Source organism: Candidatus Acidiferrales bacterium (assembly GCA_035934015.1).
Taxonomy (GTDB): domain Bacteria; phylum Acidobacteriota; class Terriglobia; order Acidiferrales; family UBA7541; genus DAHUXN01.
In genome coordinates this window covers 217,748-241,610 of record DASYYH010000016.1, presented here as the reverse complement: position 1 = coordinate 241,610, position 23,863 = coordinate 217,748, and the positions used below count along the sequence as shown (strand labels likewise).

The following is a 23,863-nucleotide window of genomic DNA, read 5'->3' as shown; positions in this document are numbered from 1 at the left end:
GCGAGCTGAGGCGCCAAAGATAAGAAAAAGGCCCAAGAGGACTGTAAAGCGCCTGTCTTTCATGGCGCTATTGTACACAGAGTGTCCAAGGAGCGCACGTGGCGGCAGAACTATCCGGCGGATTTGCGCTGGAGGAAGGAATAAAGGACGGGCATGAGAAGCAAAGTGATGAACGTCGAGAGCAAAAGGCCGCCGATGACGGCGAGGGCGAGGGGCTTCTGCAATTCCGCGCCGGAACCGAGGCCGAGAGCAAGCGGCAGAAGGCCGAAGAGAGTGGCGAGCGTAGTCATGAGAATCGGGCGGACGCGGATTTTGCCGGCTTCGACGAGAGCTTCGAAGAGCGGTATTTTTTCTTCTTCCCAGAGTTTGTGGACGTATTCGAAGAGGATGATGCCGTTTTTCACGACAAGGCCGACCATGAGAATGATACCCATGAACGAAGAAACGTTGAGCGCGGTGCCCGTGGCGAGGAGCATGCCGAAGACGCCGAGGAGCGATAGCGGCGCAGCGGACAAAATAATCAGCGCGGAGGCGAACTGGCGGAATTGCACGACGAGAACGATGAAAATCGCGCCGAGAGCGAGAAATAGAACGAACAAGAGATCGTGAAAGGCGGATTGCTGGCTTTCATACTGGCCGCCGATTTCGTAGGTGTAGCCGACGGGCAATTTGATCTGGTCCATTACTTTCTTGACGTCGCTCACGACGCTGCCGAGATCGCGATTTTCAAGCTCGCCGGTCATGGAGATCAGCAGACGCTGATTTTCGCGCTCGAGTGCGCTTTCGCCCTGAACCTGATGCACGTTGGCGATGGCGGAGAGCGGGACGATCTGCTTCGAAGGCGTCAGGACAGGGAACTGCAGGATGTCGTTGTAGTTCATGCGGAAGGAATCAGGGAAGCGGACGCGAATCGGAATGGTGCGATCGGATTCGCGAAGATTGGTGTCCGTGACGCCGAGCAGACCGGCGCTGACTTGCTGCGAAACGTCGGCGGGAGCCATGCCGAGGCGGCCAGTCGCGCCCTGATCGATATCGAAAACGATTTCCGGATTGCCTTTTTCGATGGATTTGAAATCGGCGAGACCCGGGACTTTTTGCAGTTGCGGGCCGATTTGGTCGGCGAGAGATTCGAGCTCGCTCATGTTATCGCCGAAGACCTTGACTTCGATGGGCTGGGGAGTGCCTTCGAGATCGCCGAGCATGTCCTGGAGGATTTGCGAGAATTCGACGTCGATGCCGGGAATGTTTTTCGCGATTTGATCGCGCAGGTCGTTGATGACGTCGTCGATGGGGCGGCGATCGGAGGCGGGCTTCAGCTTCACGGTCATGTCGCCGCTATTCTGCTGGGTGACGAAGAGGCCGTTCTCAGCACCCGTGCGGCGTGAAAATGATGCCGTGTCGGGCATGGCGGCGATGCGCTGCTCGATTTTTTCGAGCATGCGGTTGGTTTCGTCGAGAGAAGTGCCAGGCGGAGTGATGTAATCGAGGATGTAGCCGCCTTCATCCATCTCCGGCAGGAAGCCAGTATCGAGCTGGGTATAGAAAAATACGGCTAGGCCAACGCAGGCGAGCGCGGCAAGGGCAACGACTTTGCGGCGGCGCAGGGACCAGCGGACGGCTTTTTCATAGCCGCGATTCACGGGTCCAATGAGCGTTTCGGATTTGTCCTTGTGAGTGTGAGACGTGAGGAAGCGCAAGGAGAACAGCGGAATGATCGTCAGCGCGAAAACGAGCGAAAGAAGAACGGAAATGCCGAGCGTGAGGCAGAGAGCGGTGAAGAATTCGCCGGTGACGCCGGTGAGCAAGCTTAGCGGCAGGAAAACGACGAGGGTGGTGGCTGTGGAGCCGATAACCGCGCCGAGCAATTCCTTCACGCCATTTTCGGCGGCAATCGCGGGAGGTTCGCCGAGGCCGAGATGGCGGTAAATATTTTCAATGATGACGACAGCGTCGTCGATGATTAAGCCGATGGCGATAGCGATGCCGCCGAGAGACATGAGGTTGAGCGTGCCGCCGAATTCCTTGAGGAAGAAAAATGTACCGATGACCGAAAGAGGCAAAGATGTGGCGGCGACGAGAGTGGTGCGCCAGTCGCGCAGGAAGAACCACAAGATGGCGATGGCGAGAAGCGCTCCGATGATGATGGCGTCGCGAACGCTTTTGATGGATTCGGAGACGAACTGAGCGAGGTCGTAGTCGATGGAGAGATGCAGGGTCTTGGGGATCGCGGAGCCGAGGTTGCTGATCATGCTCCTGATCTGACCGGCGATTTGGAGAATGTTGCCGTCGAGCTGACGGGAGATCTCGATGGTGGCGGCGGGCTTGCCATTGCCGGTGACGAGCATGGTGGGATCGGCGACGCCGTCGCGGACGATAGCAATGTCGCTCAAACGCACGGGAACCTGATCTTGCGTGGCAATGGTCGCGTTGCGAATGTCGTCGAGGGTGTGGAATTGGTCGTCGGTGAGGATCTGATATTGGAGATAGTCTTTGGGGAGACGGCCGACAGCGGCAACGTCATTCGTCTCGGCGAGTTCCGTGGCGACATCATTCAGAGAGAGGCGATGCGCGAGCAATTTCCCAGGGTCGACAATGACGGAGACTTCACGCAGGTCAGTGGCCTGAACTTCAACCTGGCCGACACCCTGAACGCGCGTGAAGAGCGGGCGCAAGTCGTAATTGGCGTAGTCGTAAAGGTCGGCGTCGGGGACGTTTCCATTCAGGACGAGGCTGAGGACGGGATAAACCGTCGGGGATTCCCATTCGACTTCGATTTCGGTGTCGGGAGGGAGGGCCCCTTTTGCTTCGCTGACGCGGCCCTGGACGAGCTGCAGGGCGTACTTCATGTCCATGCCGGAATTGAAAAGCACGCCGATTTCACTAGCACCGCGAATGGTCTTCGAGCGAACACGGCTGACGCCCTGCACGCCGCTCATGGCTTCTTCGATAGGCTTGGTGACGGAGAGCAGCATGGCCTGCGGAGACAAATCGCCCGAATGGACGAGAATCATGATGCGAGGGAAATCGAGATTCGGATAGATGTTGCTCGGAAGCGTGTAAAAGGAATACACGCCAGCGATGGTGAGAAAAGCGGTGAGGAGATAAACCGCGTAGCGATTGTTGCGGCAGACTCGGACGATGTTCATTGTTTCACTTTGATTTTCGCAGTATCGCCGAGGCCATAGCCGCCGGTCTGGATGATAGTGTCGCCAGCCTTCACGCCGTCGAGAATTTCCGCGCGGCCATTCGACTCGATGCCGATCTTGACATCAGCCGCTTTGGCTGTGTCGCCGGTGACTTCATAGACTTGCGTCTGGCCGGATTCATCGTGGTAGACGGCTTCGACCGGTACGGTAAGTGCGTTCGGGTGTGTTTCCAGAGCGACCTGCGCGGTCAGGTACATTCCCAAGCGCAAAACGCCGCCGGGATTCGCGATACGGATGCGAATCGAGCCCACATTGGTCGAGGGATCGACCGACGGGGAAATGGCGGTGACGCGGCCGGTGAAGGTCTTGCCGGGAAGCGCGTCACTTGAGATAGGAATGGTCTCGCCGACGTGAACTTTGCTGAGATAAGCGGCTGGCAAGTTCGCCGTGAGATCCACTTCGTTGATATTCGCGACTTCGGCGATGAGTTGCGCGCCAGTGCCGTCGACCTGCTCGCCAACGCTCGCGTAACGCTTCGCGACGACGCCATCGAGCGGGGAAATAACCTGCGTCCGCTCCATTTGAAGTTTTGCAGATTCCTCGCCGGCTTCCGCTTGCGTTTGGGCCGCTTCAGCGACGCTGGCCTGAGTGCGGGCGTCCTCAAGGTCTTTACGGGCTACGATGCCGCGCTGGAAGAGCGTTTCATTGCGCGCGAGACTCTGCTGCGCGTTTTGAAGACTTGCCTTTGCTTGTGCGAGGGCCGCTTGGGCCTGCTGCAACTGTTCGGCGTAGGTGCGGCTGTCGATTTCGGCGAGGACTTCGCCTTTGTGGACGCGATCGCCTTCGGCGACGTTGAGCGCGGAAATGCGGCCGGCGACGAGGGCGCTCAGTTTTACATCCTGATTCGGCAAGGCAATGACGTTGCCATTGAGCGCAGCGACTTGCTTGATATCGCCGCGAACCACTTTTGTCAGAGTTACCTCGGCTGTGAGCTGAGGCTGGGATTCTTGATCGTCGCTTGCGCCATGCGAACATCCGGTGATGAGGAACGCGGGCACGGCGAAGGATATGAGCAGCGCGGCGGCGCACCAGAAGCAGTTCTTTCGCGTCGTTTTCCTCAAATTTCTCGATGTCATTTTTCTTCGCACTGTCTTTCTGGCCGCGCCCGCAGCCGATTCAGTCGAGAGGCGCTCCAACCGTCTCTTCCAGTTGCGCAAAAGCTTGCTGAACCGCGAACAGGCTTTGCAAATACTCTTCGCGGACTTGCTGGACGTTTTTCTGCGCTTCAAGAACAGAAAGAATGTTGGCCTTGCCGGCGCGGTAACTTTCCTCCGCCATGCTTTCAAGGCGCTCGCTGGCTGGCAGGAGCGACGCATTATAAAGTTGCGCCTGGGTTTCGCGCGAATCGAGTTCAAGGTAGGCCGATTCCACACGGCCCTCGACGGCGCGTCGCGTCGCGAGGGATTGGTCCTGAAGGGCAATCAAACTCGCGGAAGATTCAGCGATTTCGCCTTGATTGCGGGAGAAAATCGGGATCTCCATGCTTGCCTGGCTGCGCGGGCCATAACGAAAATTATGAGGCGCGTTGTAATCGACGCCGAGCGAGAGTGTGAGATTCGGGACGCGATCGGCTTTATAAAGAGCGAGCTGGCTCTGCTCGACTTTCTCTTCCTGAGTGATTCTCTGCAGCTCAGCATTGGCGGCACGGGCGCGAGTGAACAGCGTATCGAGGGCAGGTTTGGCGGGCAAATCGGAAAGCAAATTCACCAAATCCCAATCGGTCGAGGGAGGTTCGCTGAGCAGGGCGTTCAATTCATTGAGCGCGACCCTTGCTTCCTTTTGCGCGACTTCATAGTCGGCTTGCGCCTGGGAGACTTCGAGTTCAGCCTGAAAAACTTCGAGCTGCGGAACGTCGCCGGTCTCATAGCGTTGCTGGGCGATGTCGTGGAGGCGCTGGGCAAGCTTCAGCGTGTCATTTTTCTCCTCCGTCACACCGCGCGCGAGCGCAAGAGCGAAGAATGCGTCGCGGACGTTTTGGCGGAGTTGTTTTTCGAGCGCGGAGATGTCGTCGTCGGTAAGACCCTCTTCCGCGTGCGCGAGATCGATGCGTTTTTGGCGTTTGGAGTTGAGTTCGATGGGCATATCGAACCACCAGCCTTCGTGCGGGTCATCGCGCAAGGCATTGAAATTGCCGGTGGGATTTGGCCGTTCCTGGGCGATACGCACACCGGCGGCGGAGACGGTGCGCTGCGCGCGAGCAGCGATCAAATCGAGATTCTGACGTTCCGCCATGTCGAGAGCTTGAGCGAGAGTCAATTTTTGCACTGACAAAGCGGCGGAGGGCGGCGCGTCCTGCGCACTCGAAGGAGGAACGATCGCACAGGAGGCCAGAAGCGCCATAGCGGCGAACGCCATGCGGTTCATCGTAACTCGGCCTCCTTTCGCCATGGTTGCGATCCAGGTGAAAGGTATCCGCATAGACGCTCGTTGGCAAGCATCGTGTTCACATCTCAGTGTAGCCGGGCGGTCAACGCCAGAACCTTTAATGAAGATTAATTTTTATTTAGTTTTTTGACTGGCCATTCTCGGTCTGGCGGGGAAAAGAGATGGTGAATGTCGAGCCGGAGCCCGGTTCACTGGCGCATTCGATGGTTCCACCTTGAGCGCGGACGATTGCTTGCGCGATGGCCAGGCCGAGGCCGCCGCTTTGCGCTTCTGCAGAGTCAGGCTGGAGACCGCGATAGAAGCGCTCGAAAATATGCGGAAGATGATCGGCCGCGATTCCCACGCCCTGATCCTGAAACTGGACTTGCACCGTTCCATTCTCGGCAGCCAATTGCACATGAATGCGGCTCTCCGCTCTGGAATATTTCAAGGCGTTGTCGAGAAAAACGAGGAACAGTTGACGGAGAAAAGCCTCGTCGCCGGTGTAAGGAACTTCCGCGGACAACTGGCGTTCGATGGCAATTCCCTTAGCGCGCGCACGCGGCGCAACAAGCGCACAGGCTTCTTCGAGGACTTCGTTGAGGTAAACGGGATCGTGGGCGAGACGCAACTGACCGGCATCCGCCATGGCCAGCGTGAAAAGACCCTCGACAATGCGGCTGAGTTTTTTCAATTCGCTGTCAATGATTTCGAGAGCGCGGTGGTATTCCTCGGGCTTGCGCGGCTCTTTCAAGAGCAACTCGGTTTCACCTTGCAGAATCGAGAGCGGCGTGCGCAGCTCGTGAGAAGCGTCGGAGACGAATTGGCGCAATTGGAGGAGGGCGCCCTCCATGCAGACAAAAAGCTTGTTGAACGCGTCCGCCAGCCGGCCAAGCTCATCATCACGATTCGCGGAGGCGATGGGCAGTTCATTGGGCGTGGCTCGCTCGGGCATTTTCCCTGGAGGACCAACTCTGACGCGATCTGCCATGCGCGAGGTTTCCTGCGTGAGTGCGGCAATGGGTTTGAGGCTGCGGCCGACGTACCAGGCTGAGACTCCGCCGAGAATCAGCAGGGTGCACGGAAAGAGAATGAAGAGCAGAGCGCGGAAGCGTGTCAAAATCTCATAAATATCATGCATGGGTATGGCGAGAATCAGGATGCTGTCGCCAGTGGGACGATGTATGGGCGCGATGCCCAGACGCAGACGACCGAGGACAGGGTCGCGAGCGGTTTGTAACTGCTTCGTGCTGCCGGTCCATGCGATGGCGTGGCCATTGAGATTTTTTGAAAGTGCGCGGACACGGCCAGAGAGATCGACAGTCTCGAAATATTCGCCCGGGATATCCATGGCGACAATGTCCGCGTCGTTTGGGTCCGTTGCTATGTCCGCCGCCACAGGCGCTTCGGCCTCGATGAGGCGATGATCGAATTCCGTGTGTATGACGGTTTGCAATGCGAGATAGAAGACTACATAGGAACCGGCGAGGAGTACGCCGACGGTGACGCAAAAGAGCAGCATCATACGCACGCGCAACGATAGGGTGCGCTTCATTCGGCCGCTCCCAGGCGGTAACCGACACCGCGCAGCGTGTGGACGAGCTTCGAGGCGTGGCCCTGATCGATTTTTTGGCGGAGGCGATTGATGTAGACATCGACGAGGTTGGTTTCGCTGTCGAAGTGAGAGTCCCAGACATGTTCGATGATTTCGCTGCGCGTGACGGCGTCGGGCGCGCGCATGAGCAGGAGCTCAAGGAGAGCGAATTCTTTCGAAGTCAAAGGCACTTTCTTGGCGGCGCGCGTGACACTGCGGCGATGGCGGTCGAGCTCCAAATCACCGCAGCGCAATTTCGCTTCGCCCCGGCGAAACCCGCGGCGAACAAGGGCGCGGACGCGGGCTTGCAGTTCAGCGAGGGCGAATGGCTTCGTCAGATAATCATCGGCGCCAGCATCGAGGCCCTCGACGCGCTGCTCGACGAGGCTGCGCGCGGTCAACATAAGAATCGGAGATTGGATTTCCGCGTGGCGGAGCTTGCGGCACAGCTCGATGCCGCTGATTCCAGGAAGACGGACATCCAGAAGAATCGCATCATACGAATTTTCGAGAGCCGAGCGCAGGCCATCTTCACCGGTGGAAGCAACGTCAACCGCATAAGCAGTCTCGCGCAGCGCGCGAGCCACGAAGCTCGCCACCTTGCGTTCGTCTTCGACGAGGAGAATGCGCATAGCGGCCAGTCTTTTGGGTGCTATGTGGATTATACGGCGAGAAGCGCCACAAAGTATCGCGGCAGTGGGCGTGAGATGCAAGGCGCCCCGCTACCTATGCGACTGCTGCAGGGGGTTGCCAGCCGTATAGCGGCTGGCCTGCATCCTGGTCTGAATCACGCGCAGTATCGAGTCGCGCGCGATGATTCCGATGATGTGGCCGTCATCGAGGACGGGCATTTGATTGACGTCTTCACTCTGCATGCGCTCGAGCACCCCAGTGACCGGTTCACTCGGCGCCACCCAATGAATTTTCGACTGGGGCACCATGGCCGCTTGAACAGAAGTGTTCGCCCACTCGTCGCGGGGGAAGCGCTGAACTTGATGCAAGGTGACCAAACCAACGGCCATACCATTTCCGGTGACGACGTGGCAGCGGCGGCCGGTGCGGAGAACTTCGCGGACGTAATCTTCGAGTGAAATGTCGCGCGAAACAGTCGGGACGTCGGCCGACATAATATCGCCGGCGCGCAGGCCGATCAGGGAATTGCGAATAGCCACTTGCGCATAAGTCGCTTGCGCGCCGGATAGTAAGAACCAGCCGATAAACGCGAGCCACAGGCCGCCGAACCAGCCGCCGAGCAATTTCGACGCTTCGCTATTCTGCTGAAGAACGGCCCAGAGGCCGAAGACGATAAGCAAATAGGCAAAAAATTGACCAGTGGCCGAAGCGACTTTGGTCGCTTTTTCGAAGTTCTTTGTTGCGCCCCAGACTATCGCGCGAAAGACACGGCCGCCATCCATCGGGAAGCCGGGAATCAAGTTAAAAACTCCAAGCGCAAAATTGATCCAACAGAGCCACATCGCTCCGGTTTGAAATCCGCCGGGCGGCATCAGGCGCATCAGTCCATAAAATGCAGCCGAGAGGACGAAACTCGCAATCGGCCCAGCGACGGCGATGTTGAATTCCTGCCTGGCATTATCAGGATCGCGCTGGATCTGCGCCAGTCCGCCGAAGACAAAAAGTGTGATGGAGACAACAGGGATCTTGTAGTGCTTGGCGACGACGCTGTGGCTCAGTTCGTGGAATACGACGGAACCGAAAAACAAAAGGCTCACGCAGATGCCGAGGAGCCAGTATTGCGCCTGAGACATACCTCCGTGCGCCTGCTGAAACATCTCGGCCAAAGAAAAAGTGATTAGCGCAAAAATAATGAACCACGTGGCGTGAAGGTATAGTGGGATCCCCAATACCTTCCCCAAGCGGATGCCCGAATGCTGCTGCTCCATGTCCTAACCAATCCTTCCACCCGATTATAGCTTGAGACGTGGCGTGTGCGTCGCGGTTTCACGCTCGTGTCTGGCGCGACACGCGAGACGCCTGTCTGGGTTCCGCTATCTCCTGTGTTTTCAACATGCTCACAAATGGCCGTGACCGTGCGATTCTCACGTCTGAAGGCAAATAAAAACCAGGAGGAAGTGATGCGGCGGACGCAAGGACAAACGGTAAAACGAAGTAACTCTCGGAGCCAGGCTTTTATTCAAACGAAATATCAAGTCACGGCGCTGGCTGTACTCGCCCTCGCGCTGGCGGGAAAGAGTGCGGCGCAAGAGCGCCCCCTTCGACGTACGGCCGATACGGAAGCTGTGCCTGTGTCAGCTGTGGCTTCGGAACGACGAATCATCGTCAGCATTCCGGATCGGCGACTTGCGCTGGTTGAAAATGGCTGCGTGATGCTCATGTTTCGCGTGGCCGTGGGAGCGCCTGCAAGCCCCAGCCCCGTGGGTGAATTTCGCGTCGTGAACCTCGTGACGGACCCGGTCTACTACCACCCGGGACAAGTGATTCCCGCAGGGCCGGAAAATCCGGTCGGGCCGCGCTGGATTGGACTGAGCGCCAAAGGATACGGCATTCACGGCACGAATGAGCCGCGGATGATCGGACGGCGCGCTTCGCACGGATGCATCCGCTTAAGTAATGCCGACGTCAAGATTTTGTTTGCGCACCTTCGCGTTGGCGACGTGGTCGAGCTGCATGCGACGCGCGACGCCGAGACGGCCCAGCTTTTTGGTGATGGCGATGGGAGCGCGCATGTCCTGGTCGCTTCCGCAGCTGAACCGAAGGCCGGAGCTATCGATCCAGTGCATGCGACGGCCACGGCGAGCGCGACCGCGCAATGAACGAGACGAAAGCGAGGGTACGAACATGAGCACGCAGCTCGCAGAGAAGATTTTCAGCGCGGCAGTCCTTTTGACGGCAGTAGTTACTTCCACCGCGATTGCGGCGGGGCTGGAGTGGCTGTGCCTGCGGACGATGATGATCTTGATGCCAGCCAAGCTTGCCGCGCGCGATGAGATTCGTATCCCGGTTCGGGCCAAGTCCTGAATGGTGGGAAGGGAACGAGAAGGGGAGGGGGGAAAATGCTTTTTCTGAGAGGTTTGCTATTTACGGCTGGAATCGCGCTGCTGATTGCCGCTGCTTTCATCGTGGCGTACGATTTAATTTATCTTTACGAGCTTGACCGTGTCGCTCGGCGTTTGTTTATAAAAGCTGCGCCCGACGCATCCCCTTTGCCGCCGCGATCACGGAAACCAATCCGCTGGAATGATGCCGGCAGGATTGCAGGAGCTTCCACCGTCGCACTTCTGATTTCTTTAAGCATTGTGGTGATTCCTGATGGCATGGCGGGCGTCCGTGTGAGCCAGATTTCCGGCATTCACCCGGGGACGCTCTATGCAGGCGTGCATCTCGTCGTGCCGCTCATGCAGCGCGTATCGACCTATGACATTCGCGACCAGGTATATGCGACGGCGGCGCAGGAAAACACGAAGGAGCATCTGGCCGTGCTGAGCGTCGAGGCACAGGAGGGTCTGCCGATGGGTATTGCCGTAACAGTGCGCTATCGGCTGGACCCGCGAAGGCTCGATTTTGTGGAGGAGAATATCCCACAGCCGATCGACCAGAAAATTGTTGCGCCGGTCGTCGAGGCGACGTTCCGAGAAGTCGCGCCGGAATACGTAGTGCGAGATATCTTTTCCGAAAAGCGCTTCGAGTTTCACCAACGCGTCACGGACTTGATCACTTCGCGGCTGGCCAGCGACGCCATCGTGGTGAAAGAAGTTCTGGTGCGGCGAATCGTGCTGCCGCCGGAGTATGCGCAAGGGCTGCAAAATATTTTGCTGAAAGAGCAGCAGGGCGAGGAAATGACCTTTGAGCAGGAGATCGAAGCCAAGCGCGTGAAGATTGCCGAATATCAGGCCGAGGAAAACAAAGTCCGGCAGGTGAAACAAGCGGAGGCGAGCGCGCAGGCGCGCGTCATCGGCGCCAAGGCGGAATCGGATGCGATGCAGTACACGCTGCCGTTGAAACAGAAGCAAATCGAGCAGGCGCGGCTGGAAGCGAAGGCGCGCAAGGAAGCGACGCTCGAAAATGCACAGGCGGAAGCGCAGGCGAAAGTCATTGACAGTCAGGCCGAGCAGCAAAGCCAAGAGCTTCTGGCCAAGGCCGACGCGGATCGCATTCGCATCACCGGCGCGGCCGAGGCGCAGGAGTTGCAACTGGAAGGAGCCGCACTCAAAGGCAATCCACTGCTGATTCAAAAAATCGTTGCAGAGAAACTGTCGGACAAAGTTCGCATCATGATGGTGCCGATGGATGGCAAATTTTTCTTCACCAACGGCGTGCTCGATGCGCCGCTGGGCACTGACGCGCCTCCCGCGACGGCTAATGATCCGCCGACTCCGCGCGGAGGCAGCCAGTGATGCGAGTTCCCGGGCGGCTGAACAGCCGTCGCAGCCGGGTAACTGCTGGCCAAACCCCTGTGGGTGGCTTCGCTCCCGCCGCAGCAAAGCCACCCGCCAGCGGTTCTTCGAGAGCGACCTGCTGGGGGATGCGAACTCGTTGGGCACACGCTCTTCGAGCGCATGCGTTGCGGAGAAACCGCGTGTGCTATGATGGCCCGCGACGCGCGTGTGGCGCGATCCCATGCTTTCCTTCCGCCGAAATTTGTTCTTCCGCATCGCCGATTGGCTTGCATTTTTGTTTTTTGCTCTCGCTGCGGTTGGCGCGCATGCATCCCCGCAATCCTCAGCGCGAACCGAGACACAGTCGAAGGCCGCCACAACAGAGCAGTCATCAGAGAGCCAGGAAAAAGCGCAGACAGAGGAGCAGGGATTGACATCCGCGGCACGCGAGCTAGCACGCAAGGTCGCCGGAGCGGTGGGCGTCGACGTGCAAGCTCTTGTCGCCCTTTCGAGCCCGCCCGCAAATCTTTCTTCAGTTTCACAGACGGAATTTCAGCAGGCATGCGACGCTTTCCGCGGCGAAATGGCCAAAGCAGGGAAGACCTTGCAATCCGCGGCGGCGCAGCCGCCGGCGAATGTCTCGCTGACGATTACACTTTCTGAAAATCTTTGGGAGTATTTGTGGGTTGCGCAAGTGAATGGGTACGGCGCTGTGAAGACGTTTTTCGTCGCTGTTCCGCGGGACCGCGTGAGCGCGGCGCAGCGATTCCAACCGTCGCTCGTGCTTCAAAAACAATTCATTCTCAGCTCGCCTGAGCCAATTCTCGATGTGGCGTTGCTACCGGCGAAAGAGGGTGCGCACGAGGAACTTCTGGTGCTGCAGCTGGAGCGCGTCGGGCTTTACACGCAAGAAAATGGAGCGTGGGAACTTCAATTTGACACTTCGCAAGCTGTGGACTTTGGCCTCTTTCGCCTGCCACGGGATGCGCGCGGACGATTACAGCCTGACGAAAATGGCCAGGAACACGCCGTACTGCCGGGCATCGACTGCAGCATTGCGCTTGCTGGAACAGCGCTCGTGCCGTCCTGCAAGCAGACCAATGTCGGCTGGCTTCCCTCTCTTCGTTTCCCGAGCGCTTCCACTCTTCAGCCGACGGGTTCAACGGATGAAAACACTTTTACACTTCCTGCAACGGGAACGCAGGAGTTCGATTCGCTTGCGTTTTTCGCGCCTCCGCCTGCCTCCGGAGCTTCGCTCGATTTCGTCGCTGCGGCACCGGATGGCCGGGCATTGCTATTCGATGGATCGTCGACACCGGTCGCCACTATTTCCGGTTGGGGCAGCGACATCGCCGCGCTTTACTCTTCCAGCCGAAATCGGTGGCCGTTGCTTGTGACCGGCACGGGTGATTGGACTACGGCTGATACGCTTCAGGCTTTCCATATCGTTGATCGGAAGGCGACACCGGCGAGCGACGTTCTGGAATTCGACGGGCCGATCACGACGCTGTGGTCCGAGGGAGAAAATAGGGCGCTCGCGGTTTCGCGGAATCTCAAGACAGGAATGTATGAAGCGTACTTTATTCGCGCAAATTACAACCAGTAGCCTCTTGGCAACTGCGCTATTTGCGGCCATCGCTGCATTCGCGGCGCGGAGGCCGCGCTATGGCGGCACGCTGTTCATCGATTTCGAAGGCCGAATCAGTTCTCTCGATCCGGCGCAGACCCCGGATTCCATTGCGGATCGCATCGCACAGAATCGCATATTCGAACTGATTTCGGACCGCCTGGTTATGCTAGATCAATTCGGCCAGCCGCAACCTGCGCTGGCGGTTTCATGGACGCATGACGAGACGTACAAGCATTGGGAATTCATGCTTCGCAATGTGAAATTGCAGGATGGAAGCCTCATTGCTGTACAGGCTGTTGTTGACTCGCTGCAAGCGGCGAATCCTTCGTGGCATGTTTCTTTGCGCGCCGATAATGGGCCGGCAACGGCCGGTCCGTCGACTTCAAAGGTGATAATCGACTTCGACGCGCCACAGCCGGATTTGTTATATCGCTTGGCGGAGCCGCACAATTCAATTCTCGTTCGGCAGGCTGACGGGTCGTTCGCTGATACGGGACCGTTTCGCATAGTGACCTGGGAACCAGGGAATCACGCTGCGCTCACCGCAAACGCCGATTACTGGAACGGGCGGCCGTTCGTTGATGCAGTCGACATTCAAATGGGCCGTACGATTCGCGACCGAATGATCGATCTCGACCTTGGAAAGGTGGACATTGTCGACGTGGCGGCCGATCGCGCGCGGATTGATGCTTCGCGCGGCGTGCGCATCTCTGCTTCTCCTCCTTCTGAGTTGCTCGCGCTAGTGTTTCTTCGTTCGACGACAACGAAAGACGTTCGCGTGCGCCAGGCGCTTTCGCAGGCGATTGATCGCGCGTCCCTGGTCGATTTTGTGTTGCAAAAAGAAGGAGAGCCTGCAAGAGGGCTTGTGCCGCAATGGTGCTCAGGCTATGCCTTTTTATTTTCGCTGCCGGGCGCCGTGCTCCAAAGCACAGGAGCCATGACGCAAACCCCTTCCTCCGTGGCGCTCAAGCTGGGCTATGATTCCGCCGACGCCATGGAACGCTCTATTGCCGAGCGAATTGCCGTGAACGCGCAAGCGGCAGGGATACCTCTTTCGACTCATCCGATGCCAGGTGGGACAGCGAACTGGCAGGGCCTGGACGCGATGATCGTGCGCCTGCCCCTTTCTTCACCGGATCCTGCCGTGGCGCTCGAAGATTTCCTGCAAGCGCTCGCGCCAGTTGCCGATTTGGATTCTTCACTCGCGGGGCCGCTCTCCGATCCCACGAGCCTTGACGAACTCTACTCCCGCGAACGAGCCGTCATCGATACGTATGGCGTGATTCCCCTCGCGCACGTCCCGGAAGTCGTGGGGCTGAGCGCGCGCGTGCGCGACTGGATGCCGATACATTCCGGCACGTGGCGCCTCGCCAATGTGTGGCTCGATGGAGCGCAGCCGTGAGCTTCCGCTTCAAGATGTTCGTTCTTTTTCCGATGGTGGTCGTCGCCGCGGTTGCAGTTGTCGCGTTCGGCGTCACGATTTCGACGCGACGCGCCTTCGAACAACTCGACGCATCGCACACGGAGGCCATCGTAGGACAATTCCAGCGGGAGTTTTCGAACCAGAAACAGGAGATTATTGGGCGCATTGAGGATATCGCCAATGCCGAAGCGACGCTCACGATGGCTATGAATCTCAGCACGCACCGTCAGGATCCCTCTGTTTACGGGAACGATGCCTCGAGCGTGGGAAATGCGCATCAGCTTGATTTCCTCGAGTTCGTTGACAGCGACGGGAGCATCATTTCTTCGGAGCAATGGCCTGCGCGGTTCGGCTACAAGGAAAGCTGGCTGCTCGAAAAAACGGACTGGACGTCGCGTGGCGCTTTCCTTGCCGAGATGGACACGCCGGACGGTGCGGCGCTGGGTCTGATCGCTGTTCGCACGGTGCCGATTGGCAATGCGACTTTTTACATTGCCGGCGGCGAGCGGCTCGGCAAATCATTCCTTTCATCCCTCAGCTTGCCCGCGGGAATGCGCGCGCTGCTTTACACGAAACTGACGCCGAATTTTTCCGCCGTGAACCTGACCGACGTGAATGGGCCAGTCAATCAGGCCACGCGTTTGGCGCCTCTTGTCGAAAACGAATTCGCGCAGCCGGAAGAGTTCGCGACCACGATTCAATGGACGCGCAAAGCGAGTTCGGAAGAAGCGTTCCATGTTCTGCCGCTTTTCGGACCGGGCGGCGATGCGGCAAAGGATTTGCTCGGCGTTTTTCTTATCGGCAGTTCACGCCGCGACCTGGTGCTGCTCGAACGTCGCATTCTATGGCTGGCGCTGGCCGTCGGCGGCATGGCGCTGGCGCTAGGGATTCTTCTAAGTTGGTGGGCAGCGATGCGCGTAACGCGCCCCGTCGGTGAACTTGTCACTGGCGCACAGGAAGTCGCGGCCGGGAATTGGCACGCTCGTGTGAATATCGCTTCTGGAGACGAAATTGGCACGCTTGCACAAGCATTCAACTCCATGACCGAGCAGCTCGTGGGTCAACGAGAACGGTTGGTGCAGGCGGAACGTGTCGCCGCATGGCGCGAGCTGGCCCGCCGGCTGGCGCACGAGCTGAAGAATCCGCTCTTTCCGTTGCAGATCACGCTGGAAAACCTGCGTCGCGCACGCGAGCAGAATTCGCCGGATTTTGATGAAATTTTTCACGAATCCACGGCCACATTGTTGGCGGAGATTGAAAATCTGAAAGCGATCGTTGGCCGCTTCAGCGATTTCGCAAAAATGCCGCAGCCTGAGCTGCAGTTTACGAATGTGAATGAAATCGTCCACGGCATCATTCGCCTTTTCGAGCCGCGGTTCACCGCACTGGGGGAACCGGAGATAAAAATGGATTTGCAACTCGCCGAAAAATTGCCCGTGATCCAAGCAGACACGGCGCTGCTGCATCGCGCGCTCGGCAATTTGGTTCTCAACGCACTGGACGCTATGCCATCGGGCGGCACATTAAAGATTCGGACTTTGCGGCACGATGGCGGGGTGCGCTTGGAGGTGTCCGACACCGGCGCTGGGCTGACGCCCGAGGAATGCGCGCGACTTTTCACGCCGTATTACACGACCAAGCAACATGGCACAGGACTCGGACTCGCCATCGTGCAGTCCGTGGTGAGCGATCACGGTGGACGCATCTCTGTCGTAAGTGAACCGGGGCAAGGCGCGACATTTGTCATTGATTTGCCTCCGACGCCACCGGTGACAATCGAAGCACATGAGGAAGCTCGCGCAGCACGGGAGGTCTGACGTTTGATGTCCGCGAAAGCGCACATTCTGATCATCGATGATGACGCGAATACGCTCGCGTCGCTCGCGCGTGCATTTCGATTGTCGGGCCACGAAGCGACGGTCTGCGACAACGCCGGGCGCGCTCTGGAGATGGCCCGCGATGGGCATTTCGATTTGATTCTTTCGGATGTGGTGATGCCCGGCAAAGATGGCATCGCGCTGCTGGAGGAAATGAAGAATCTTGGCGTCGCCTCGCCCGTGGTGATGATGTCAGGGCAAGCGACGATCGAAATGGCCGTGCGCGCCACGCGGCTGGGTGCGGCAGATTTTCTTGAAAAACCGATTTCGACGGAAAAACTTCTGCTCACAGTGGAAAACTCACTGAAGCTCGCGCGTTTGGAGCAGGAAAATCGCGACTTGCGCCGGCGCGCGGGGCGTCACCAACTCATCTGGGCAAGCCCGACGATGAGATCGCTGATGGCGGAGATAGAGCGCGTGGCAGCAAGCGAAACGCGCGTGTGCATTCGCGGAGAGACGGGCACGGGCAAAGAGCTTGTGGCGCGAACGCTGCACGAAAAGAGCGCGCGCCGCTCCGGGCCGTTCGTCACGCTGAATTGTGCCGCGGTGCCTGCGGAGCTATTGGAATCAGAGCTTTTCGGCCACGAAAAAGGCTCGTTCACCGGGGCGGCTTCGCGGCACATTGGAAAATTTGAGCAAGCGCATCGGGGCACGCTCTTCCTCGACGAAATCGGTGACATGCCCGCGCCGATGCAGGCTAAACTGCTCCGCGTGCTCGAAGAAGGCGAAATCGAGCGCGTCGGCGGCGACCGCGCGATTTCGGTGGACGTGCGCGTGATTGTCGCGACGCATCGCAATCTTGAAGACGAAGTACGGCGCGGCGCTTTCCGGCAGGATTTGTACCACCGGGTTTTCGTTTTTCCGGTTGTGCTGCCGCCTTTACGCGAGCGCATTGAGGACATCCCCGTGCTTGCAGAACATTTTGCACGGCAGGTCGCGGAACAAAATACGTGGAAGCCGAAGAGATTTTCTGCAGAAGCGATAGAACAACTTTCGCGGTACGCATGGCCTGGGAATGTGCGCGAGCTGCGCAACGTGGTGGAGCGGGTGATGCTCCTTGCACCGGGAGATGAGATTGACGCCATGTCGGTCCGGCAGGCGTTACCGCAGGCGGATTCGGCAGGTGCGGCTGGCGATCCTGCCGGGACTGCGGGCAGTGCCGCCGCAGGGCCCGGCGCGACGAGGGCGATGTCTTTCGGCACCATGACCGAGCGGGTGGATGCGTTCGAACGCGAGACGATTCTCACCGAGCTCAAGCGCCATCATCACCACATGACCAACACCGCCAAGGCGCTCGGACTTGAGCGCAGCCATCTCTACAAGAAGTGCCAGCACCTGGGGATTGATCTTCGTTCGCTCAGAAAAGAAGAGGACTGAGCAGAGAAAAGCTCCAAGGCGCCAGTAGCAGACCAGCGCTCTGTGCTTATGATCCCATTGCTGACGTGGCCGATTCCGGCGGAGCGAAGATTTTTTGCAAGAGGAGGTGCGTCGGGAGATAGATCACCACGACTAGGCCTAGCCACATGAGCGCGAGATGCACTGGCTCCGGGCCCCACATGCAGTGCAGGATCGGGTCGCGAAAAACATAATTGATGTTTAGCGCTGGATTGGTATAGCGCGCTGCGACCATGGCCAGAGCGGCAATCGAACTTTGGAAAACGAATCCGCCGCGATCGTATCCGGCGCGCTTGAGCGACCAGAGCAACAGAATCGGCCAGACAACATGGAACAGAGAAAGCAAGCGCACCCAGAGCGGATAATGCACGTCCCACATATATTCGGTGCCACCCCATAAATGGTGGCCAAAAAACAACCTCCATCCCGCGTCGAGGTCCCAGAGCAAATCGGCGAGAATCGATGAAACGGCCTGGCTTGACAGCAGCCGGGAATTTCCAAACCAAAATCCCGCGCACGTAAGAATCACGGCGATGTCGCAGAGATGGATGAAATTCGCAGCGCCCCATGTGATCCAATACGCGGGAATCCATACGGCAAGCCAAATCACACTGGCCCAGCGGACCCATCCTGGAAATTCCATGTCTTTTGGTATGTGCATATTCGTTTCGCGGGGATGACTTGCAGGGAGAATGCCAGCATCCGCGCCTTTTAAGAGCAGACATGGTATCAAATTCTCTATATGATTTCGCAAAACTCACGGAAACCAAAAAACTATTCGCGTAAGTGCACAGAGCTGCGGAGAGAAAGTGGCGAGGGGAGAAGTTGCATGCGAAAATGGAATGAGAATTAGGATGGAGTGAAAAAGGATGCATGGAGCGGAAATCGCGGGTGCTACGGCGCTGGGAGCGGCTATCGTTGGTGCCTGGGGTGCGGTGCATCCGCAATCGCAGATTTTTGGGCGAACGATTCGTGAAACAGGGAACGCACAAACGCTCGCATTGACATTCGACGACGGCCCGAATCCCGCTGTGACGCCGGAGTTGCTGGAACTGCTCGGCCAGCATAATGCGCGAGCCACATTTTTCCTGATGGGCAGCCGCGTGCGTGCGTTTCCGGAAATCACGCGGGAAATCGCGGCGCGCGGGCACACGGTCGGAAACCATACCGAGACGCATGCGAACTTGACGTTTCTTACGCCCGCAAAATTGCGAGCGGAGTTGAATCGTTGCAGCGAAGCGATTCACGCAGCCATCGGCGGTGAGGAATTGAGCTGGATGCGCCCGCCATTTGGTTTCCGCGGGCCGCAACTCGGCGCGGTTGTCCGCGGGCTTGGTTACTCAGGCGTGGTGATGTGGTCGAAGTGGGCGTGGGATTGGATGCCGCAGCCGGCGAGCCGCGTGATTCATCGCTTGCGGCGTGTGTTTGGCGGGGATATTTTGCTGCTGCACGACGGTGATTTTCGCGTGCCGGAAGGCGACCGGCGGCACACAGTCGAGGCGCTCCGGCATTGGTTGCCGCGATGGAAAGATGCGGGAATTCGTTTTGTGACGCTCGACATGATTGGCGCTGCCGCGCTGGAGAAATTTCCAGCGGGCTCCAGTGAAAAGGCCTGAAATCTCTCACAGTGAAGAACGGAGAACCATGGACGACAGAAAATTTTATGACGAGAAAGACGAGACGAAACAAATCCCGCTCATTTGCCCGCATTGCCGGCAGGAAAATACGTATCCGGTGCGATGGAAGCTGCGTACGAAAAAGAGCGGATTGCCCCGAGGATCAAACGAAGAGGACCGTTCCCACTTTGCGAAGGCGCGGTCGTACATGGTGCGCGTCGACGACATGGTTGCGTGCCGAAATATCAAGTGCCGGAAGCGATTCGATCTGACTGGGCAAACCGTCATTTTGGTTTGAGCCAAACTACTCGCGGTATGGCGATTGAGAACCGTCGGGAGTAGTGAGGAAACTCCCGAAAATAGAGCCGGAAGGTTAAACCCAGGCCGCGTACCCGGCGCATGAAAAGACAGACTTAGATTTCAGGGTAGAGGTCGAAGAAGGCGTCGAGAGATTGCTTAAGAGTGGCTTCGATTTCCTCGCGCGTGCCTTCGATGAGATGCATGGTGATGCGGCTGGAATTGCCGTTTTTGAGCTGCACTGTAGCGTCACCCACCGATGCGAGCTCCGCGGCAGGGAAAAGCCTCATACCGTAGACCAAAGCCAGATTTGCCATGTACGTCGCTCCTTGTGGGCATGATTATGCAGATAGAAAAGCCTAAACGCTGACCACGCAAGAGTCAAACGCGCACCCATTGCAGCAAGCGATTGACAGGCACCAATGCGAGGGGCATCCTGAGAAATAGGCAGGGCATCAGACATGCATATTTGCGCAGGGGTGCGGCGATGACTCTCCGAAACCCGATTCGAAGCGGAATGGCGTGCTTATCGCTGCTGCTGAGCAGTACATCTGCGATAGCGCAAACCACGACACCACATCCTGGGCCGCAGCCGACGATCTCTGCGGCTTCAACCACTACGGCTCCGGCGACGAATGACGCGGAGAAATACATTCAAGTACCAACCGGTACACGATTAGGTCTTGTGCTGCACAACGCGATTTCAACGCGCAGCGCACAACCGGGCGATCCGGTTTATCTGGAGACGATTTTTCCAGTGCTCCTGAATGGCAAGATTGTGATTCCGGCAGGCTCGTACGTGAGCGGGGAAGTGACCGAGGCGAAGCGGCCGGGACGCGTACACGGGACGGGCGAAATTCGCATTAAGCTCAATAACCTAATCTTGCCGAATGGCTATGAGGCGAGTTTCAACGCCATACCAACCGGCGCGGGTACGGGCGGGAACGAGAGCGTCGGAAAAGAAGGAACGATCAAAGGTGATACGAGCAAGGGTCAAGATGTAGGAACCGTAGCTGAGACGACGATTGCGGGAGCGGGAATCGGCGCGATTGCGACTCGAACCGGCGCTGGCGCGGGTATGGGAGCAGGAATCGGCGCTGCGGCAGGGTTGCTGGCGGTGCTGCTGACGCGCGGGCCGGAAGCGGAATTGCCGCGCGGGACTACGCTGGATGTGGTGATGAGCCGTCCGCTATACCTGCTGAGTGAAAAAATAAATTTTACGAGCCCTGGACAAGCCTCAACGCTTGCTGGCCCCGCGAATCGCGAGCCGCAGCGGAAGGCGGGTTTGCCGATACCGTATTGAGGAAAGAAAGTGTGTGGTCAGCGCGAGTGCGCCGCCCCTTGCGTCGCGTTGCATGACTGAACATAGCGAAGAGGGCTGAACGGCGCGAAGTAATCGGAAGTTTTCCCCTGCACAATCCATTCGGAAAGATACTTCGCTGTCGCCGGCGCGAGCAGCATGCCATTGCGATAGTGTCCTGTAGCGATAAACAAACCCTTCACGTCGGTCGGCCCGATGATCGGGAGATGATCCGGCGAATCCGGCCGCAGACCCGCCCACATCTCAAGGATGGGAGCCTCGGCGAGCGCAGGGATCATTTCCGTGGCGGCGTGAAGGAGCTTGCGCAGGCCAGCGGGAGTCGGATGTTTTTGGATAGCGCCGGGTTCGAGCGTGCTGCCCACGACGACACGGCCCCTCTCGCGCGGAACCATATAGCCGAGCTCGCAACGAAGAATTGTGCGCGGCGCGCCCGGCACAGGGCCGAGCGCGACCATCTGTCCGCGCACGGGAAGCGTTGGCGCGAAGGATTCAACACCGGCGATTTCCGCGCAGCGCCATCCGGCGGCAATAACCACGTTGCGTGCGCCAATTTTTTCGCTGACCTGCACTTGACGACGAGGATCGGAGGGAACTTGCTTGGCGTGAACAGCGAGAACGCCTTTGCAATGCGCGTGTTCTGTGACAACGGCGCGAACCTCCAAATCGCCGCGTATTTCAACGCCTGTATTGGCCGCTGCGGCGAGTGTGACCTCCGTGACGACGCGCGGGTCGAGATTAGCTTCGTCAAGAATCCAGAGAGCAGAACGAACAGCAAGGCCGAGTCCTGGTTCGCGGCGCCTGGCCTCATCGAGCGAAAGAGCTTCGGCGCGGATGCCAAAGCTGGAAAGTTCATGCAAACGTACGTCGCGCTCGGCTTCGCCCTGAGGTTCAAGGAAAAGTTCCATCGCGCCATTGGCATGAAAGCCCGCAGGCATGCGAGAAGCCTGCTCGATGGCAGCGATGAATTCGGGATAAAGGCGGAAGCTCTCAAGACCGAGAGGAACAATGCCTAAGGATTCTGGGTCGGGAGCGGGCGATATCGTTCCGGCGGCCGCCCAGGAGGCTTCGCGGCCGGGCTCCTGGCGGTCGAGAAGAAGAACGGATTGCTTCGCGCGAGCAAGTTCGAAGGCGAGCGACGCACCGATGATTCCGCCGCCGACAATAATAGTGTCGTAGCGCTGCATCATTCAATCTTACCGCAAAGCTTCAATGGCGAGCTGGAACGAAAAATGGACGAAACGGATCGGTGCAGTCCATTGAGCTGCTTACGGCGAAATTGTCGTCACACAGATATTAGCTCAAACTTGCAATAGTGGAATGCAGGTGGAAAAGCGAGGCGCAAGTGCGCGCCCCGCTCCGTGATTTTATTGTGGGCCGAGATACATTACATGGATATACGTTCCGAGGCGTACGTTATAGGCCAGGTACCAGCCGATGTGGTCCGGATCCGCGTAAATGACGATGTCATCGGAATTCCAAAGCCAATCGGCGCAATCGTCATAATCGTAGGGTGCGACACTAAAGTAGAAGCCGCCGAACCAGAATCGATCTCTGGCGCCACCTTCAATGCGGTAAACATGGCTGCGTCCAATTCCGTCAGGGAAGCGGCCATGCTCCCACGGATGATCTAAGTGATAGTGCGGGTCATCAGGTCCGGTATTGTGGCCGATCCATCTGTCTGTATTGGCGTGAACGTGCGGAGCTGATGGATGGTTCGGCCGGTCGCGATAGCTCACGCGCTGATTTGAGCCCTCGGGCTGCTGCTTGACTTCGCGAGGAGGAGCGGGTTTCGGTGCCGATCTCGGGGCGGCAGAGGGGCCGCGCGCGGGAATGTATCCGTGGCCAACGGGTGAGCTTCTCGTCGCGCTTCTTGTCGGCCGCTGGGCTGGTGCTTTACTGGGCCTTTGCTGGGAGAATGCAGGAACCGAACAAATGAGCAAGAACGCAGCAAGTCCGACCATTTTTTTCATGCCAGCCTCCGAAATGCGTTCAGACGTTTCCTTCAGCATGGAACAAAACCAAACCCGGTAGCTGGGGTCCGAGATTTCAACTCCGTTCCTACATACGACTATAGGCCAGACGGTGGTTCGCCATCAAGTGGCGAGCGGTGCCGCATCGTAGAGAGATCAAGTTGTCACCGGCCAATTCTGCGCAGTGAGCCGCGCTTGTTTGATGCTAAAGAGTTTTGATTAACTCGATGGAAAGAAGGTAAGCCTTCTGCGCAAGATTCTTAGCACGCGCCCAATCGGAGGTGCGCACTGCGTCGCGGGACTGGTCGAGCCACCCATTGATTTTGTCTACCATGTCCTTTTGGGATGCGTTGAGATCCCGCCCATCGGCGCGATGCAAATTTTGTTCGGAGTCGCTAACCAGTTGATTGGTTTCCTTTTCGAGTTGCGCCTGGTCGGCAGGAGAGAGCTGCGGCGAAATCTGCGGGGCTTCAGGACGGGCTGGCTCGGCGGTTGGCGGAGGTACAGCTGGCTTTTTCAATTTGTCAGGCTGAGGTGTGAGGTCCGCAGGCGGATTGGAGGGAGCCGGGTTTTTCGGAGCGGGAGTGTTTGGAGCAGGAATGGACGCCGGGGATTTCGTTGTTTCAGGTGCCGCTACGGGAACTGGCGGCTGAGCGGGCACTGTGACTGGTGCTGCGGCGTGAACCTTCTTGCCGCTGCAGCCGGAAAGCAGAGAAGCCATTGTAAATAAAGTGGCCACAAGAATACTGACCGCGCCTGCCGCGGAGATGCGGGAGCACGTCATCAACCAGAGCCGAGGGTGGGTTGCGCCTGGT

21 protein-coding genes are annotated in these 23,863 nt (G+C 58.2%); 10 read left to right on the top strand and 11 right to left on the bottom strand.

Annotated elements, in window-relative coordinates; genetic code table 11:
* Positions 1–110: 110 nt before the first annotated feature.
* The 6 genes from VGR81_08305 to VGR81_08280 form a co-directional block, all read right to left on the bottom strand.
* Positions 111–3,146: an efflux RND transporter permease subunit gene (locus VGR81_08305; GenBank protein HEV2288939.1), complete on the bottom strand. Its 3,036-nt coding sequence runs from the start codon at positions 3,144–3,146 to the stop codon at positions 111–113.
* Entirely contained in the window at positions 3,143–4,282 is a 1,140-nt protein-coding gene (locus tag VGR81_08300) for an efflux RND transporter periplasmic adaptor subunit (protein HEV2288938.1), read from the bottom strand. Before VGR81_08300 ends, VGR81_08305 begins: the two co-directional genes overlap by 4 nt.
* A 40-nt stretch (positions 4,283–4,322) precedes the next feature.
* A complete protein-coding gene (locus tag VGR81_08295; protein HEV2288937.1) occupies positions 4,323–5,570 on the bottom strand; it encodes a TolC family protein in 1,248 nt (415 codons plus the stop codon).
* 139 nt (positions 5,571–5,709) lie between these two features.
* On the bottom strand, positions 5,710–7,125 hold the full coding sequence (locus VGR81_08290; protein ID HEV2288936.1) for a HAMP domain-containing sensor histidine kinase: 1,416 nt from the start codon (positions 7,123–7,125) through the stop codon (positions 5,710–5,712).
* Positions 7,122–7,796 (bottom strand): response regulator transcription factor, encoded by a 675-nt coding sequence (locus VGR81_08285; protein ID HEV2288935.1) that lies wholly within the window; start codon positions 7,794–7,796, stop codon positions 7,122–7,124. The genes VGR81_08290 and VGR81_08285 overlap by 4 nt, the downstream gene beginning before the upstream one ends.
* Positions 7,797–7,886: 90 nt before the next feature.
* Positions 7,887–9,026, bottom strand: a complete 1,140-nt coding sequence (locus VGR81_08280) for a site-2 protease family protein (GenBank protein HEV2288934.1) — start codon at positions 9,024–9,026, stop codon at positions 7,887–7,889.
* A 231-nt stretch (positions 9,027–9,257) separates the two neighbouring features.
* Here VGR81_08280 and VGR81_08275 point away from each other — a divergent pair, with 231 nt between their 5' ends.
* The 7 genes from VGR81_08275 (at position 9,258) to VGR81_08245 (ending at position 17,826) form a co-directional block, all read left to right on the top strand.
* On the top strand, positions 9,258–9,956 hold the full coding sequence (locus tag VGR81_08275; protein ID HEV2288933.1) for a L,D-transpeptidase: 699 nt from the start codon (positions 9,258–9,260) through the stop codon (positions 9,954–9,956).
* A gap of 25 nt (positions 9,957–9,981) precedes the next feature.
* Positions 9,982–10,161: a hypothetical protein gene (locus VGR81_08270; GenBank protein HEV2288932.1), complete on the top strand. Its 180-nt coding sequence runs from the start codon at positions 9,982–9,984 to the stop codon at positions 10,159–10,161.
* Positions 10,162–10,196: 35 nt separating this feature from the next.
* Positions 10,197–11,537: an SPFH domain-containing protein gene (locus VGR81_08265; protein HEV2288931.1), complete on the top strand. Its 1,341-nt coding sequence runs from the start codon at positions 10,197–10,199 to the stop codon at positions 11,535–11,537.
* A gap of 412 nt (positions 11,538–11,949) precedes the next feature.
* Positions 11,950–13,125 (top strand): hypothetical protein, encoded by a 1,176-nt coding sequence (locus VGR81_08260; protein HEV2288930.1) that lies wholly within the window; start codon positions 11,950–11,952, stop codon positions 13,123–13,125.
* Positions 13,088–14,551 (top strand): ABC transporter substrate-binding protein, encoded by a 1,464-nt coding sequence (locus VGR81_08255; protein HEV2288929.1) that lies wholly within the window; start codon positions 13,088–13,090, stop codon positions 14,549–14,551. The genes VGR81_08260 and VGR81_08255 overlap by 38 nt, the downstream gene beginning before the upstream one ends.
* The gene (locus tag VGR81_08250) at positions 14,548–16,389 is read left to right on the top strand and encodes an ATP-binding protein (protein HEV2288928.1); all 1,842 of its coding nucleotides are present in this window, start codon (positions 14,548–14,550) and stop codon (positions 16,387–16,389) included. Before VGR81_08255 ends, VGR81_08250 begins: the two co-directional genes overlap by 4 nt.
* Before the next feature lie 6 nt (positions 16,390–16,395).
* On the top strand, positions 16,396–17,826 hold the full coding sequence (locus VGR81_08245; protein HEV2288927.1) for a sigma-54 dependent transcriptional regulator: 1,431 nt from the start codon (positions 16,396–16,398) through the stop codon (positions 17,824–17,826).
* A 46-nt stretch (positions 17,827–17,872) separates the two neighbouring features.
* Here the strand turns inward: VGR81_08245 and VGR81_08240 are convergent, their stop codons facing one another.
* Positions 17,873–18,505: a hypothetical protein gene (locus VGR81_08240; protein ID HEV2288926.1), complete on the bottom strand. Its 633-nt coding sequence runs from the start codon at positions 18,503–18,505 to the stop codon at positions 17,873–17,875.
* Between the two features lie 208 nt (positions 18,506–18,713).
* Between VGR81_08240 and VGR81_08235 the strand changes: the two genes are divergently transcribed.
* Together VGR81_08235 and VGR81_08230 are read left to right on the top strand one after the other, a co-directional pair.
* Positions 18,714–19,460 carry a polysaccharide deacetylase family protein gene (locus VGR81_08235; protein HEV2288925.1) on the top strand — a complete coding sequence of 249 codons (747 nt, stop codon included), beginning with the start codon at positions 18,714–18,716 and terminating at the stop codon, positions 19,458–19,460.
* A gap of 28 nt (positions 19,461–19,488) precedes the next feature.
* Positions 19,489–19,758, top strand: coding sequence for a hypothetical protein (locus tag VGR81_08230; protein ID HEV2288924.1), 270 nt, complete (start codon positions 19,489–19,491; stop codon positions 19,756–19,758).
* 115 nt (positions 19,759–19,873) lie between these two features.
* On the opposite strand, the gene VGR81_08225 is transcribed toward VGR81_08230, so the two are convergent.
* Positions 19,874–20,074, bottom strand: coding sequence for a hypothetical protein (locus tag VGR81_08225; protein HEV2288923.1), 201 nt, complete (start codon positions 20,072–20,074; stop codon positions 19,874–19,876).
* 200 nt (positions 20,075–20,274) lie between these two features.
* On the opposite strand from VGR81_08225, the gene VGR81_08220 reads away from it, so the two are divergent.
* Positions 20,275–21,060: a hypothetical protein gene (locus VGR81_08220; GenBank protein ID HEV2288922.1), complete on the top strand. Its 786-nt coding sequence runs from the start codon at positions 20,275–20,277 to the stop codon at positions 21,058–21,060.
* Positions 21,061–21,077: 17 nt separating this feature from the next.
* On the opposite strand, the gene thiO is transcribed toward VGR81_08220, so the two are convergent.
* The 3 genes from thiO to VGR81_08205 all read right to left on the bottom strand — a co-directional run bounded on the left by thiO (position 21,078) and on the right by VGR81_08205 (position 23,832).
* On the bottom strand, positions 21,078–22,265 hold the full coding sequence (gene thiO, locus VGR81_08215) for a glycine oxidase ThiO (protein HEV2288921.1): 1,188 nt from the start codon (positions 22,263–22,265) through the stop codon (positions 21,078–21,080).
* A 177-nt stretch (positions 22,266–22,442) separates the two neighbouring features.
* On the bottom strand, positions 22,443–23,048 hold the full coding sequence (locus tag VGR81_08210) for a hypothetical protein (protein ID HEV2288920.1): 606 nt from the start codon (positions 23,046–23,048) through the stop codon (positions 22,443–22,445).
* Positions 23,049–23,253: 205 nt separating this feature from the next.
* A complete protein-coding gene (locus VGR81_08205) occupies positions 23,254–23,832 on the bottom strand; it encodes a hypothetical protein (GenBank protein ID HEV2288919.1) in 579 nt (192 codons plus the stop codon).
* Between the last annotated feature and the right edge of the window lie 31 nt (positions 23,833–23,863).